Annotated in this window: 11 protein-coding genes; 9 read left to right on the top strand and 2 right to left on the bottom strand. The window is 61.2% G+C overall.

Annotation, left to right across the window (positions count from 1 at the left end; translation table 11 throughout):
- Positions 1–13: 13 nt before the first annotated feature.
- Together IE127_RS15820 and IE127_RS15815 are read right to left on the bottom strand one after the other, a co-directional pair.
- Positions 14–2,083 (bottom strand): S9 family peptidase, encoded by a 2,070-nt coding sequence (locus tag IE127_RS15820; protein WP_189426665.1) that lies wholly within the window; start codon positions 2,081–2,083, stop codon positions 14–16.
- 43 nt (positions 2,084–2,126) lie between these two features.
- Positions 2,127–3,371 carry a metal-dependent hydrolase family protein gene (locus tag IE127_RS15815; protein ID WP_189426664.1) on the bottom strand — a complete coding sequence of 415 codons (1,245 nt, stop codon included), beginning with the start codon at positions 3,369–3,371 and terminating at the stop codon, positions 2,127–2,129.
- Positions 3,372–3,656: 285 nt separating this feature from the next.
- On the opposite strand from IE127_RS15815, the gene IE127_RS15810 reads away from it, so the two are divergent.
- From IE127_RS15810 to IE127_RS15770, 9 genes are all read left to right on the top strand, one after another.
- Complete coding sequence (locus tag IE127_RS15810; RefSeq protein WP_189426663.1) at positions 3,657–5,393, top strand: ABC transporter substrate-binding protein; 1,737 nt, start codon at positions 3,657–3,659, stop codon at positions 5,391–5,393.
- Positions 5,394–5,477: 84 nt separating this feature from the next.
- Positions 5,478–7,328 (top strand): ABC transporter ATP-binding protein, encoded by a 1,851-nt coding sequence (locus tag IE127_RS15805; RefSeq protein WP_189426662.1) that lies wholly within the window; start codon positions 5,478–5,480, stop codon positions 7,326–7,328.
- Entirely contained in the window at positions 7,318–8,250 is a 933-nt protein-coding gene (locus tag IE127_RS15800) for an ABC transporter permease (protein ID WP_189426661.1), read from the top strand. Before IE127_RS15805 ends, IE127_RS15800 begins: the two co-directional genes overlap by 11 nt.
- On the top strand, positions 8,250–9,206 hold the full coding sequence (locus IE127_RS15795) for an ABC transporter permease (protein WP_189426660.1): 957 nt from the start codon (positions 8,250–8,252) through the stop codon (positions 9,204–9,206). The genes IE127_RS15800 and IE127_RS15795 overlap by 1 nt, the downstream gene beginning before the upstream one ends.
- 94 nt (positions 9,207–9,300) lie before the next feature.
- The gene (locus IE127_RS15790) at positions 9,301–10,515 is read left to right on the top strand and encodes an NAD(P)/FAD-dependent oxidoreductase (protein WP_244640237.1); all 1,215 of its coding nucleotides are present in this window, start codon (positions 9,301–9,303) and stop codon (positions 10,513–10,515) included.
- Positions 10,516–10,603: 88 nt separating this feature from the next.
- Positions 10,604–11,770, top strand: coding sequence for a pyridoxal phosphate-dependent aminotransferase (locus IE127_RS15785; RefSeq protein ID WP_189426658.1), 1,167 nt, complete (start codon positions 10,604–10,606; stop codon positions 11,768–11,770).
- Positions 11,771–11,856: 86 nt separating this feature from the next.
- Positions 11,857–12,582: a GntR family transcriptional regulator gene (locus IE127_RS15780; protein ID WP_189426657.1), complete on the top strand. Its 726-nt coding sequence runs from the start codon at positions 11,857–11,859 to the stop codon at positions 12,580–12,582.
- 39 nt (positions 12,583–12,621) lie between these two features.
- Positions 12,622–13,014 (top strand): RidA family protein, encoded by a 393-nt coding sequence (locus IE127_RS15775; RefSeq protein ID WP_189426656.1) that lies wholly within the window; start codon positions 12,622–12,624, stop codon positions 13,012–13,014.
- A gap of 263 nt (positions 13,015–13,277) precedes the next feature.
- A complete protein-coding gene (locus IE127_RS15770; RefSeq protein WP_189426655.1) occupies positions 13,278–14,369 on the top strand; it encodes an ABC transporter ATP-binding protein in 1,092 nt (363 codons plus the stop codon).

The raw sequence follows: 14,369 nt of genomic DNA, 5'->3' as shown, positions 1-14,369 counted from the left end.
AACCGCCATGGCTCTAGGCTTTCAGTTCTCTCTCAAAAAACGCGGCCAGCTTGCCGTAGGCGAAGCGCGTAAGGGTGCGGTCCTGCTTGGCCCAAGCGTGGCCTGTCCCGGGCAAGGAGACAAGTTCGAAGGTCTTGCCTTGCGCGATCAGCTTTTCCACCAGAGCCATGGTGTCGGCGTAAAGCACGACTTCGTCCTTGGTGCCGTGAAGGATGGTCAGGGCGTCTGAGAGGCCCTCAGAGTGAAACAGTGCGGACTGGGCGGTGTAGCGCTCTATGAAATCCTCGCCTTCGGTCAGGCCCATGATCCAACCCTGTTCCGGGTAGGCGTGCCAGACATTGGTGGCGGGCGCCCCGGCAAAGCCTGCAGCATAAAAGCCGGGCTTCTTGAACAGCGACATCAAGGTCATCAGTCCGCCATAGCTTGATCCCCAAAGGCCCACGCGCGCCGGATCAGCATAGCCAAGATCGGTCAGCGTTTTGACGCAGTCAGCGATATCCTCGATGTCCTGCGTGCCGTAGCTGTTGAGCATTGGCCGGTTCCACTCGCGCCCGCGCCCGAAGCTGCCGCGGATTTCAGGGCTGACGACAACGAAGCCGCGCGAGGCAAGATACTGGTCGATCCCCCAGCTCGGATGCGCGGCGCGGCCGCCCCACTGGTTCAACAGACCATCGGAATATACAGACCCGACCACCATCGGGTAGGTGCCGTTGGTCTCGAACCCGTGCGGCAGCATCACGCGGGCCATCAGTTCGGCGCCGTCGACATGGCTCTTGAATGGGATGTAGCGCACCTCGGCCCAATGCCTTTCGGCAAAAGCCGGCAGCGGCGAGTGCGTTATCTGCGTCGCGCCCTCATCGCCCGCAGTTGGATGGATGAACAGTTCAGGCGGCGTCATGTCATCGCTGAACAGATCGATAAACGCACTGAAATCAGGCGCGTAGGTCGGCACATGAATGCCGGCAGGACCGGTCAGCCGCGAGACGTCGCCGCCCGTGAGAGGCACTGTGTAGACATGGCGCTCGGCGGGATGCGCCTCGTTGGCAATGAAATAGATGCGGCCATTTTCGGCATCCAGAGTGAACTCAGCGATCTCCCAGGGACCGGACGTCAGCGGCTCGAGGGGAGCGCCCTCGCCAGCGAGACGATGCAGATGATTGAAGCCATCAGGATCGGAAAGAACGATCAGGCCACGCCCGTCGGGGGCGAACCGAACCTGCCAGTCGGGGCGGATCTTGATCGGATCATGTGCGGTGTAGAACACGGTACGAGCACCAGTCAGCGCATCGTACATGAAGATCGTATGAGTCTTGATCGACAGATCGCTGCTGCTGATGAACAGCGCCTTGCCATCGGCTGAGAGCCCGTAATCCCAGATGGCGTCTTCTGCGTCCGGACGCTCGAACCAGCGTACCGAACCACCGTCGACGCCGACGATGCCCACCCGGCGGCGCGTCAGCAGATCGCCCGGAAACGCGCGGGTGAAGCGGTCTCTGCGGGCCTCGCCATGCGCATCGTAGGCGATCTCGATCTTGCGGGTATTGGTGTCGTCGGCCTCGACGAAGACGATTTCGTCCCCGGTTTTTGACCATTGAAAGGATTCGACACCGACAAACCCCGCACTGGCGACAAGCCGGTTCGGCAGCGCCGAGATCGACGCTTGGGTCACGATCAGCGACGTGCCGCTAAGAAAGGCCAGGCGATCGCCGGTCGGAGATGCCGCAAGCCCGTGAACACCGCTGATCCCCATTGCCAACGGCTCGATCGTGCCATCGGCGTGGCTCAAATAGAGCTGGCCTGCAAGTACGAACGCAATGTCGCCGGACGACAACACGGCCAGCTCGCTGATGCCGGCCAGTTCGCCACTGGTCCTGCCCTCACCGAGTGTGGTGCGCCGCGTCGGCTTGGCAGTGTCGCGCGCCCAGACCCAGATATCGCGGAAGGTGTGGCCTTCATCGTTCCACAGGAACGCGAGCGATTTGCTGTCGGCAGACCAGCGCGCACCGATCGGCAGGGTGCCGATAATGCTGGGCTCGCTATACAGCGTTTCGAAGGTCAGGCTATCGGATGAACTGGACGACATGATCGGCTCGGCTGAAGGCTGATGGAACGGGAGGCGCGACGGTTCAGCGTGGGCTGAGGTCGGTCTTGTAGATTTCGCCTGCTTTCATGATCATGCGCAGGTTCTTGTCGGGATCGGTCAGCACCGAGATGTCCTTGAGTGGATCCCCATCGACGATGAGAATGTCGGCGATGGCACCCTCGGCGATCACGCCAAGCTCACCGGAACACTGCACGATTTCTGCATTGACCGATGTCGCCGATTTCAGAACGTCGACCGGACGCTGCACCCGGGCGCGAATAGTCAGTTCCTGCAACTGGGCATATTCCATGTCGCCCATCAGGTCGGTGCCAAAGCCGAGTTGAACGCCGGCCTCTTCGCACAGGCCCAGCATGACAATGCCGGAATCGTTGACCATGTTGAGCTTTTGCATGACATACGGCGACAACCCGAGGCGTTCGCCGTGCTGTGCCGTGACCTCGTAGGCGACGAGAGTCGGCACCACGAAAGCATTCGCCGCGGCGACCATGGCGGCGGTTTCGCTGTTGATCAGGTTGGCGTGCTCGATGGTGCGAACGCCGGCACGGATGGAATGGGCGATCGCTGCGCTTTCATAGGCGTGCGCACAGACATACTTGCCGCGAACTGCCGCTTCCTCGACCACTGTGCGGATCTCTTCTTCCGAGAACTGTGGCACTTCGATCGCGTCATTGGGCGAACCGACGCCGCCAGAGGCCAGAACCTTGATGTGGTCGACGCCCTTGCGCAGCTCGTTACGCACGACGCTGCGAATGGTCTCGACGCCGTCAACGATGCGGCAGGTGAAGTTGAAGGCGCTTGCGTTGAGATCGATATCGAGCCGTTCGTCGGTCGTGCTGCGGTGGTCGCCATGCCCGCCGATCTGGCTCAGCGCCGGACCGCCGACAAACAGCCTGGGCCCCGGGATATAGCCTTGCTCAATGGCATTACGGATCCCCACATCGCCGCCGGCCACATCGCGCACGCTGGTGAAGCCGCGATCGAGCATCTTGCGGATGCGCGGCACGGCCCGCGCCGTCATCTCGGTCAGCGCAATGTTGCGGTTGTGCTCTTCAACAAGGTTGATAGCGAAAACATGCGCATGAGCATCGATCAGACCCGGCATCAGGGTGCGGCCACCAACGTCGTATTCGGTGATGGAATCCCCGGTGATTGGTTGGTCGGTAACGGCCTCGATACGACCGTCGACAACCAGCACATTCATGCCCGGAACGGCCTCGTCCTGCTTGCCGTCAAAGACACTCGCATTGGTGAAAGCAATCGCTGCCATTGGGTTTTCCTCCAGCCGTGCAGGCATATAGGGGCCGCGGGCGGCCTAACAATTTTCGGTACTGTGTAGGCATCGGACATGCCTGTAAAGTCCGTTTGATCAAAAAATCACAAACTACCCTATGCTGCTGAATCTGTGGGCAATGGCGTTGACATTGCGCGTTAGCCACTTCTAGTATCCGAGCGGTTTGATCAAATGCTCAGGCCTTCGGCGAGCGGGTGCAGCGAGGGGATATTCGGGCATCACCGTCTGGAGAGAACTGCCGATCCGGCAGAAAGGGACACAATGAGAAATCGTATAGCCACCCTGGCGTTCGGGGGATTGACGCTTGCCTTGATGAGTTCGACCGGCACATTTGCGCAAGACGCGCAGACCGGCGGCACACTGCGTGTCTTGGGCACTGCGGAAGTCGATCGGTTCGACACCGTGCCGCCAGCCACGGCAGATACCGGAAGCTTTTTCCGCGCAACGACGCGCCAGCTCATCAACTTTGCCGCCTCCGAGGACCCGCAGGAGCAGATCGCCCCACAGGCTGACCTTGCCGAGACGGTCCCGACAGCTACCGATGATGGCCTGACCTATACCTTCACCCTGCGTGAAGGGGCGAACTGGGACGCGCCAGACGGGCCGCGCCAGATTGTCGCCGACGATGTCGAGCGCGGCTTCAAGCGGCTGTGCAACCCGTTCATCGCGGCACCGGCCGTTGCCTATTTCGAGGATCTGATTGTCGGCTTCGCTGATTACTGCGCTGGTTTCGCCGAGGTCGAGCCGACCGTCGAGGCGATGAAGAGCTACATCGAAGACACCGACATCGAAGGTATCGAGACGCCGTCCGACGACACTGTTGTTTTCCGCCTCAACTATGCTGCAAACGACTTTATCTACCTGTTGACGCTGCCGGTCACGACACCGGCGCCGGTCGAGGTGCTCGACTACCTCCCGGATAGTCCGGAATACCGCGACAACTACATCTCGAATGGCCCTTACACCATCGAGTCCTATGTTCCGGACACGCAGGTCACCTTGACGCGCAACCCCGCATGGGAGGCCGAGAGCGACCCGCTGCGCAACGCCTATGTCGACAGCATTGAAATCATCGCCGGCGTTCAGCCCGATGCTGCAATGCAGCAGCTGCAGTCGGGTGACGGCGATATGCTCTATGACATCAACGTGCCGCCTGTGACTGTGCAGATGCTCAGCATGCAGGGCGACGAGAAGATCTCGACGCTCGCGGAAGGCGCATCGCGCATGATCTGGATCAACACCGTTTCCGAGAACAACGACGGCGCTCTACGCGACCCGCTGGTGCGCCAGGCGCTGAACTATGCCGTTGATAAGGCAGCTGTCGTCCAACAGGTTGGTGGGCCGGAATTCGCAACGCCGCTAAACGGCATCTTCCCGCTCGGTATTCTTGGCCATCACGAGTTCGATCCCTACCCGACCCCTGACAATCAGGGCGACCCGGAGCGTGCCCGCGAACTTCTGGCAGAGGCAGGTTATCCGGACGGTCTCTCCCTCAAGATGCCATTCCGCAATGCCGGCAATGGTGCGGCCGAAGCCCAGGTGCTGCAGGCGAGTCTTGAAGAAGCCGGCTTCGATATCGAGCTCGTTCCAACCCCGGCTTCCGACTTCTACCCGCGCCTGATCACCAATTTCGACAACGCCCTCAATGGCGTGTGGGATCTGGTGCCATCAGGTTGGTCGCCGGATTGGCCGGGTGGTGCTGCGCGCTCGATCTTCCAGCCGCAATATACCTATGACGGCACGCACGGCACCTTCAATTTCTCGGATTACAACAACGAGGAAGCCAACGAGATCGCCGACCAGGCGCTGAGCACCACCGACCTCGCCGAGGCCGAAAAGCTCTGGAACCAGGTGGACGAGATCGTGATGGCCGATCCGCCGACCGTCCCGCTGATTTCGCAGACCACGGTCCTCTACCACGGTGATCGCGTGGAGAACTTCCTGCCATATGCCGCCGGCGGCAATGGCGACTGGACCAACGTTTGGCTGAACCGCTGATCGCTGCGGCATCAGCTCTTTAAAGCGGAGGTTGGGCCCCCTCGAAAGGGTCCAGCCTCCCCGATTTATGATGCGGCTTCACCCATGACCGTCTTGTCCGTCCGCAATCTCAACATCGACATCCCAACCGGTGATGGCGATGTGCATGCAGCCCGCGACGTTTCGTTCGAGGTCGGCGCCCAAGAGCTTTTCGGCATCGCCGGCGAGTCCGGCTCCGGCAAGAGCGTCTTGTCGCAAGCCATCATGGGCCTGTTGCCCAGCGCTCGGATCAGGGGCGAAATTCTGTTCGAAGGCCGGGATCTGCTGAAGCTGTCGCCACGGCAGATGCAGCATTTGCGCGGCGATCGCATCGCTATGATCTCGCAGGATCCGCTGTCGAGCCTGCATCCGTTCTATACGATCGGTCAGCAGATCATCGAAGCGATCAGGACTCACCGCAAGGTCTCATCGCGCGACGCTCTTGCAGAAGCCATAGACGTGCTCGGCCGCGTCGGTATCTATGAGCCTGACAAGCGCGTTCACGACTACCCACACCAGTTTTCCGGCGGCCAGCGCCAGCGTGTGATGATCGCCATGGCGATCGCCCTGCGCCCCGCCCTTCTTATCGCAGATGAGCCAACGACGGCTCTCGACGTGACCGTTCAGGCCCAGATCATCGCCCTTCTAAACGAGATGCGCCGCGAACTCGGCACCGCGATCATCATGGTCACGCACGATCTCGAATTGCTGTCCTCGGTCGCTGACCACGCAATGGTCATGTATGCCGGCAATCGCATGGAATTTGGCCCGGGCGACGCAGTGCTGAAGGCGCCGTCGCACCCATATACGCTCGGGCTCTTGCAATCGTCTCCCAACCAGGAGACCAAGGGCGCGCTTCACTCAATCGCCGGTCAGCCGCCAAGCCTTCTCATCGAGCAGAAGGGCTGCGCGTTTGCTGATCGCTGCCCGGCCGTAATGGATGTGTGCCGCAACCAGCGCCCGCCAATCCGTCAGTTCGAGGACGGAACGCACTCGCTGTGCTGGCTGGAAGAGAAGGCCTCGAAGGCTTTGACGCCCGCACAAGCGACACCCGAGCAAACATACACGCCGGACACCTCCGATATCGTCGTCAGCGCATCGGACGTGCGCCTGACATATGGCGGACGTTCGCTGTTTTTGCGCAGCTCCGGGGTCGAGGTGCTCAAGGGCGTCAGTCTCGAGCTGGCGCGGGGCACAACCCTCGGTATCGTCGGCGAGAGCGGATGTGGAAAATCCACCCTTGCGCGCATCATCGCGGGATTATTGCCGCCCAGCGCAGGTGATGTCGCCATCGAAGGCAAGAGCATTATCGACCTCGACCGGGCTGAGTGGGTCGAGACCCGCAAGCGCGTTCAGATGGTGTTTCAGGACCCGTTCGGATCGCTCAACCCGAAACGCCGCGTCGGCTCCATCATCGGTGACCCGTTCCGCATCCAGAATGTCGCCAAAGGTGACGACCGCAGGAACCGGGTGCGTGAATTGATGGAGCTGGTGGGGCTCAATCCCGAGCACTATAACCGCTTCCCTTCCGAGTTTTCCGGCGGCCAGCGCCAGCGCATCGGCATCGCGCGCGCTCTCGCGCTCAATCCCTCCATCATCATCTTCGATGAACCAGTCTCGGCGCTCGATGTGTCGATTCAGGCGCAGATTCTCAACCTGATCGCGAAGCTTCAGAGGGATCTAGGGCTGTCCTACCTGTTCATCTCCCACGACCTCGCCGTGGTTCGCCATGTCAGCGCGCAGATCATCGTCATGAAAGACGGACAGGTGGTCGAGCGCGGCGCGACGCAAGAGCTCTACAACGACCCGCAGCACCCCTATACGCGCGAACTGCTGGCGGCAGCGGACCCCAATTATCGCAATGTCGGCGGTGCTCCTGGGTCAATGATCAGCGAGGGCACAGTGCATGGCGCCTGAGATCAAACAGCGCAGTTCCTTCGACCTGACTATGCGGCGCCTGCTGGCTGACCGCGCCGGGCTGGTGTCGCTGACCTTCATCGTGATTCTCGTTGTCATGGCCATCGGGGCCGACGGCATTGCCGCGCTGACAGGGCATTCGGCAATCGCGCAGTTCCGCGATACCGGCCTGACACCGACAGGCTTGCCGGTACCGCCAAGCGGAGAGTTCCTGTTCGGCACCGACCAGATCGGCCGCGATCTCTTCGTTCGCCTCGCGTATGGCGCGCGCATATCGCTTGCAATCGGCATGGTGGCCTCTCTGCTTGCGGCGGCAATTGGCGTGACCATCGGACTCGTGGCCGGCTATTTCGGCGGCTGGGTCGATGCCGTGCTTGGGCGCGTGATGGATCTCGTTATGAGCATCCCGGTGCTGTTGTGCATGCTCTCACTCGTGGCGGTTTTCGGCCCCAGTGTCTCTCTCAGCTTGAGCGTGATCGTCTTCTTCTCGTGGACAACGATGGGCCGCGTCATCCGAGGGCAGGTGCTGTCGCTGAAGGAGCGCGAGTTCGTTCTTGCCTCCCGGTCGATGGGGGCAGGGCACTTTTCCATCATGTTCACTGACATCCTGCCCAATCTCGGCGCGCCAATCATCATTTACACGACGATGATGGTACCCACCTCGATCATCTTCGAGGCGACCCTGTCGTTTCTTGGGCTTGGCATCGTCCCGCCGGCACCAAGCTGGGGCGGCATGCTGGCGGAGGCCGCCAACAACTCGATCTACATGTTTGCCTGGTGGCTGGTGCTGTTTCCCGGCCTTGCGCTGCTGCTCACCACGTTGTCCTTCAACATTCTTGGTGATGCCCTGCGCGATGCGCTCGATCCGGCAAATAAGGGGCCGAAAGCCGCGAAGGCCAAGAAACCGGCGGGGGTAGCATAATGATCGGCTTTATCGCCAGCCGGATCGGCTTTGCCTGTCTCGTCCTCATCATGTTGAGCGGCTTCGTCTTCACCCTATTTTTCGTTGCCCCGGGTGACCCGGCACGCATCGTCGCAGGTGAGCGCGCAACAGAGGCGCAGGTAGCACTTGTTCGAGAGAATCTGGGGCTCGACCGCCCCGTCATCGAACAATATGTGAGCTTTCTCGGGCGCAGTCTGCGTGGTGACCTCGGCTATTCCTACCGCAACCAGCAGCCGGTCCTTGAACTGATCCAGAACCGCATGCCGGCGACCATTTCGCTGTGCATCGGCGCTGTCGTGATGTGGCTGTTGATGGGCGTTCCCATAGGCATCATGTCGGCGCGTCGGCCCGGCAGCCTGCAAGACCGGATCGGGCAAGGCTTCGTCTTGATCGGGGTAAGCTTTCCCTCATTCGTCCTCGGTATGGCGGCGCTTTATTTCTTGTACTTCCTGCCACGCCAGGCCGGCTTCACGCTGTTCCCACCAGGCGGTTACCGCAGCTTTTTCGACAATCCCGCCGTCTGGGCATGGCACCTGCTGCTGCCGTGGTTCACGCTGGCGCTGACCTCGGCTGCCATTTATGCGCGCCTGACGCGCGGACAGTTGCTCGATGTTCTGGGCGAAGACTATATCCGCACCGCCCGTGCCAAGGGTCTGTCCGAGCGCAAGGTCGTCTACAAGCACGGCGTGCGCTCGATTTTTTCACCCCTGGCCACCCAGCTCGGCGCAGACATCGCGGCGTTGCTGGGCGGTGCCCTGGTCACCGAACAGGTGTTCGGGCTTCAGGGCATCGGCTCTCTCGCTGTGCAATCGGTACAGACACAGGACCGGCCGGTGATCATTGGCGTGGTCATGCTCGCCGGCTTTTTCATCGTCCTCGCCAATCTCGTCGTCGACTTTCTCTATTTCCTTCTCGACCCACGTATTCGCGGCTGAGGCCATGGACCCCGCGACAATCTTGCCTTTCGGAGATCGCTTGGAAACGCTTTGGACCCGCACTGCCCGTCTTGTCCTCTCGCCTGATAGATCAGTGCCGGACACTGTGGATGTCGCCGTCATCGGCGGTGGGTTCACCGGCATGACGGCGGCACGTGAACTGCTGATCGCCGGACGGTCCGTTGCCGTGCTCGATGCCGGCACAATCGGGGGCGGCGCCAGCGGCATGAACGCCGGCTTCGTAGTGCCGAACTTTGCCAAGGCCGATCCGGCGGCGGTCCGCGCCAAACTCGGGGCAGAACGCGGCGATGCGCTGTTGCGGCTCGTGGGCGATGGCGCAAATGCCGTGTTTCGCACCATTGCCGAAGACGAGATCGAGTGCGATGCGCGCCAGACCGGCTGGCTCAACCCGGCCTATGGCGCAGCAGGAGCCGAGCTGTTGAAGGCGCGCGCCGCCCTGTGGCGCGAGCTCGGACGGCCGGTATCGTTTCTCGATGCCGACGAAATCCGCGCCCAAACCGGCATGGATATCTATTCCGGCGCCCTGCTCGATGGCGACGGCGGCACCATTCATCCGCTCGATTATCTTCGCGGGCTTGGTATCGGCGTACAGCGCCGCGGCGGCACTGTGCATGAAGCGCAGTGCGTCGAGCGTGTAAGCAAAGACGGCAATGGCTGGCGCCTGACGATGCGCTCAGGCGCGTCGCTCCGCGCCAGCAAGGTCTTGCTGTGCACCAATGGCTTCACAACTGGTGTTGCATCGCCAATGGGACGTTCGACGGTGCCGTTGCGTGTTTATCAGATTGCCACGACCCCGGCGGATGAAGCGACGGTCAGGCGGATCTCACCAGATGGCCGGCCCTTGGGGGACACCCGCCAGAACCTGTTCACCTATCGCCTTGATCGCGATAATCGCCTGATCAGCGGCGGAATGGCTGCCGTCCCGCTTGGTGCGTTTGCCCGGCTGGGCCGAAGCGTTGCCGAACGCCTCAGCGAGGAACTGAGCCTGCCCAAGGCAGTGAGCCCGGAAGTCGTGTGGACAGGAACCGCTGCGATGACGCCGGATTTCCTGCCGCGCCTGCACCAGTTGGGCGATGGCTGGTTCGGCGGCATTGGCTGTAATGGCCGCGGCATCGCGATGACGGCGCAACTCGGTCGTGTACTGGCACGCGCGGCGCTCGGAGAGCCGGTGGAGCACCTGCCGATCCCCGTAAGGCCTTTGCGCCCTCTGCCGTTTCAACGCTTCACGCCGATCGTGGCATCCGCCGCGCTGCTGCAGGCGCGGCTTATGGACCGGATGGCCAAATGACCGGTCGCTTCTCAACAAACCGCAGCATCGCGCCGCTTCGTATGCCCGCACTCAATCTCGTCTATACCAGGCGTCAGGACACTATTGTATGAAACAGCTCGCCCGCCGCATCACCGGCACGTCCAAGAAGTCCTTCGGCATGTACGCGCGCGCCGCGGCCAGCACCCGCGATGACCTGATCCACATGGAACTGGGCAAGCCCCATGCGGATACGCCCAAGCACATCAAGGACGCGACCATCGCGGCGATTGAGGCCGGCGAGGTGCACTATTCCGACTTGCCCGGCATCTTGCCGCTACGCGATGCGATCGTTGCCAAGCTCGCGCGCCAGAACAAGATGGACGTGACGCCCGACCAAATTGTCGTCACCAACGGGCTGACTCACGGCTCTTACGCGGCGCTGATGGCCTTCATCGATGATGGCGACGAAGTCATCCTGCTCGAGCCCTATTATCCGCAGCATATCGGCAAGATCGAGCTCGCCGGCGGCGTACCTGTCATTGTCGAGCTTGATGACGAAAACGGTTTCGCCATTGATGCGGATCGCATCAATGCAGCGATCACCCCGCGCACCAAAATGATCGTCCTGATCAGCCCCTGCAATCCTACTGGGCGCGTCTACTCGCGCGACGAGCTGACCGCGCTTGCCGATATTGCCATACAGCACGATCTCATCGTCGTCTCGGACGAGGTGTACGAGGAGATCGTTTATGACGAAGCCCGACACATCTCGATCGCCTCGCTGCCGGGCATGGCCGAGCGCACGGTGACTTTGTTCGCCTTCACCAAGAGCTTTGCGATGGATGGCTGGCGGATCGGCTATCTGGCCGCCCCTCAGGGCGCCGTCGGTGCCATTCTCAAGATCACCGCCAATGAAGTGACGCATGTGAACACTTTCATCCAGCACGGTGCCTTGGCGGCGCTGACCGGTGATCCGGCGGTGCTGGCAGAACTGGTCGCCGAAGACCGCGCCAAACGCGACCGGGTGGTGACCCGCCTCAACCAGGTTTCCGGCATCAAGTGTCCATGGCCGCAGGGGACGATCTATGCGTTTGCGGACATTTCGGCGTTCGGCATTCCCTCGCAAGAGTTTGCGGAACGGCTGATGGACGAGGCCGGGGTCGTGGTCGAGGCCGGCAGCTTTTATGGCGAAACCGGCGAGGGGCGTCTGCGCCTCTGCTTTGGTGCGCTATCGCTTGAAGACATCGATGAAGCGATGGACCGCATCACAGCCTTTGTCAGGACACTGGGGTAAACGTCGAGATTTCCGTTTTGCCGATCATGCCTGCTTGATCATAGTGGCAAGATGCGGCAAGCGCCGGACCAAGGGAGGAAGACCTTTTGCACGATAGCAAATTCTCAACCGGCGATTTCAAACCCGTTTCGTCGCGCAAGACAGTCCATGACCTTGTCTATGAGCAGTTGCGCGACGCCTTGATGTCGGGGGCGTTCGAGGCACAGAAGGCCTTCACCATCGCCTCGCTTTCCGAACGCTTCCAGACATCGCACATGCCGGTGCGCGAAGCATTGCGCCGGCTGGCCTCGGAAAATGCCTTGAGCATATCCGCCGCCGGTACTGCCTATGTTCCGGCAATTACCGCCGCGGAGCTGCGTGACATCAGCCGCGCCCGGATCATCGTCGAGGGGGCGACCGCGAAAATCGCCGGCCCCAACATGACGCCACAGGATATCGCGGCGCTAGAAACAATTCTCGAGCATCACCACGCGAGCGCCAGCGCCGAACGCAATACCGAGATGACCGCCGCCAACCGGGCGTTTCACTTCCACATCTACCGCGCTGCCGGCAGCCCGGTGCTGCTCAGCCAGATCGAGAATCTCTGGCTGCGTTCGGGACCATACGTCCGGTTCCTGTCGGATCGCATGGGGGCGTTACTGAAGACCGAGCATAAGGCCGGCTTCACCGATCAGCATGCCGCGATGCTCGAGGCCATCAAGAACGGCGACTGGGCAATGCTCGGCGCCGCCTGCGAGGCTGATATCCGCACCTCGCGCGATCTTCTGCTTGAAATCCTCGCCGAAGAAGAGCGCACCGCCGAAGAGGCCTAGCCCCTTCCACCCAATCTATCCGACACTCAAGGAGCTTTAATGTCGACAAAACGCTGGACGATTTCATCCGGATCGAAGTTTGAAAAACTCGCCGGTTATTCCCGCGCGGTTGTCGATGGGGAGTGGGTTTTCATCTCTGGCACCGCGGGCCACGACCCAGCGGACGGTTCGATTTCGGAAGACCCCGAACAACAGGCGCGCCAATCGCTACGCACCATCACGAAGGTCCTAGAGCAGGCGGACGCCAGCCTTGCGGATATCGTCAAACTCAACGTCTACGTTGCCAGCCGCGACGACGTCATGACCATCTCGAAGGTCCTCGGGGAGCATTTTTCGGACCCACGCCCGACCAATACCACCATCATCTGCGGCTTTCCCGTCGAGGAAATCAAGGTGGAGATCGAGGTCACCGCGCTCAAGCGGCGGGCTTGAGTAGACTGGCGGCCTCTCGCTGCTCAGCTGTTGCCGGTCGGATTATCCAGACCCTCCCAACTGTGCCTGCATCAAAAAAGTCCTGCGCGCGTCGCGGCCGGCGGCAAGTTCACTCGTCAAAGATGAGGGGATCCAAAGCTGGTGCGCGTGCGTATCCCTCGCTGAGCGTTGACGTTGCTCGGCTTGACCGTTCGCTGGCGCCGGATGAGACTTGATGGATGATGAGCGCCTGTGCGCTCGGACAGTAAGGATTCGGCGCGTCTATGGCACCAGTCAGCCTTGTTAGCCTAGGAAAAGCGTTCGGATCTATCGAAGCGGTCCGCGATATCGACCTCGAAATTGCAGACAACGAGTTTGTTGTGCTCGTCGGGCCGTCCGGATGCGGCAAGTCGACCACCCTGCGGATGATCGCAGGGCTTGAAACAATCAGCCGTGGTGAGTTGCGGATTGGCGAGACGGTGGTGAACCACCTCTCGCCCGGCGAACGCGATATCGCCATGGTGTTCCAGAACTACGCTCTCTACCCGCACATGAATGTCGCGCAGAACATCGCCTTTGGCCTGCGCCACCGAAATCTCTCCCGTGCCGAAATCAAGGCGGCGGTGCTTGATGCGGCACGATTGCTGGATATTGAGGCTCTGCTCGACCGCAGGCCGAAGGCACTGTCCGGGGGGCAGCGGCAACGCGTGGCGATGGGCCGCGCAATCGTGCGCCGACCGAAGGTCTTTCTGTTTGATGAGCCGCTGTCCAATCTCGATGCCAAGCTGCGGGCGCAGATGCGTATCGAGATCAAGCGCCTGCATCAACGCGTGCCGACGACGACGATCTTCGTCACGCACGATCAGGTTGAGGCGATGACCATGGCCGACCGCGTCGTGGTGATGAACAACGGTGTGATCGAGCAGGTGGGCACACCGCTCGATGTTTACAATAAACCGGCAACGCGGTTTGTCGCCGAGTTCATTGGCTCCCCCAGCATGAACTTTTTTGACGGAACGCTGGAGGCACAGGGCGAAGACCTGGTCTTCAGGATCGGCAACGGTCGGGCTTTGCCAGTGCCGCGTGCGCGTGGGTCAGCCTACTCCAAGCATTTCGGTAAGCGCTTGACCTTGGGGCTGCGCCCCGAGGCGTTGTCCGTAAGTGATGCCAGCGACTTCACGATTGAAGTCGAGACAAAAGTTGTCGAGCCGTTGGGTGTTGAAACGATCGTCTACTTCGATCTTGCCGGGCATCCGGCCAGCGTGCGTGCCGCGCCAAACCGCGCGCCACGGGCAGGTGAAACGGTGCCACTTTCATTCGACATGACGTTTATGCATCTCATCGATCCAGAAGATGGCTCGGTCATTCCATACTGA

This window comes from Devosia pacifica (assembly GCF_014652635.1).
In the GTDB taxonomy this organism is placed as follows: Bacteria; Pseudomonadota; Alphaproteobacteria; order Rhizobiales; family Devosiaceae; genus Devosia; species Devosia pacifica.
Note: the sequence above shows the minus strand (reverse complement) of the source record. Positions and strands in the feature narration are given on the sequence as shown.

Coding starts and splice junctions, on each gene's coding strand:
- IE127_RS15810 (WP_189426663.1), top strand. CDS start 3,657: ATGAGAAATCGTATAGCCACCCTGGCGTTCGGGGGATTGACGCTTGCC.
- IE127_RS15815 (WP_189426664.1), bottom strand. CDS start 3,371: ATGGCAGCGATTGCTTTCACCAATGCGAGTGTCTTTGACGGCAAGCAG.
- IE127_RS15805 (WP_189426662.1), top strand. CDS start 5,478: ATGACCGTCTTGTCCGTCCGCAATCTCAACATCGACATCCCAACCGGT.
- IE127_RS15820 (WP_189426665.1), bottom strand. CDS start 2,083: ATGTCGTCCAGTTCATCCGATAGCCTGACCTTCGAAACGCTGTATAGC.
- IE127_RS15800 (WP_189426661.1), top strand. CDS start 7,318: ATGGCGCCTGAGATCAAACAGCGCAGTTCCTTCGACCTGACTATGCGG.
- IE127_RS15770 (WP_189426655.1), top strand. CDS start 13,278: ATGGCACCAGTCAGCCTTGTTAGCCTAGGAAAAGCGTTCGGATCTATC.
- IE127_RS15795 (WP_189426660.1), top strand. CDS start 8,250: ATGATCGGCTTTATCGCCAGCCGGATCGGCTTTGCCTGTCTCGTCCTC.
- IE127_RS15785 (WP_189426658.1), top strand. CDS start 10,604: ATGAAACAGCTCGCCCGCCGCATCACCGGCACGTCCAAGAAGTCCTTC.
- IE127_RS15775 (WP_189426656.1), top strand. CDS start 12,622: ATGTCGACAAAACGCTGGACGATTTCATCCGGATCGAAGTTTGAAAAA.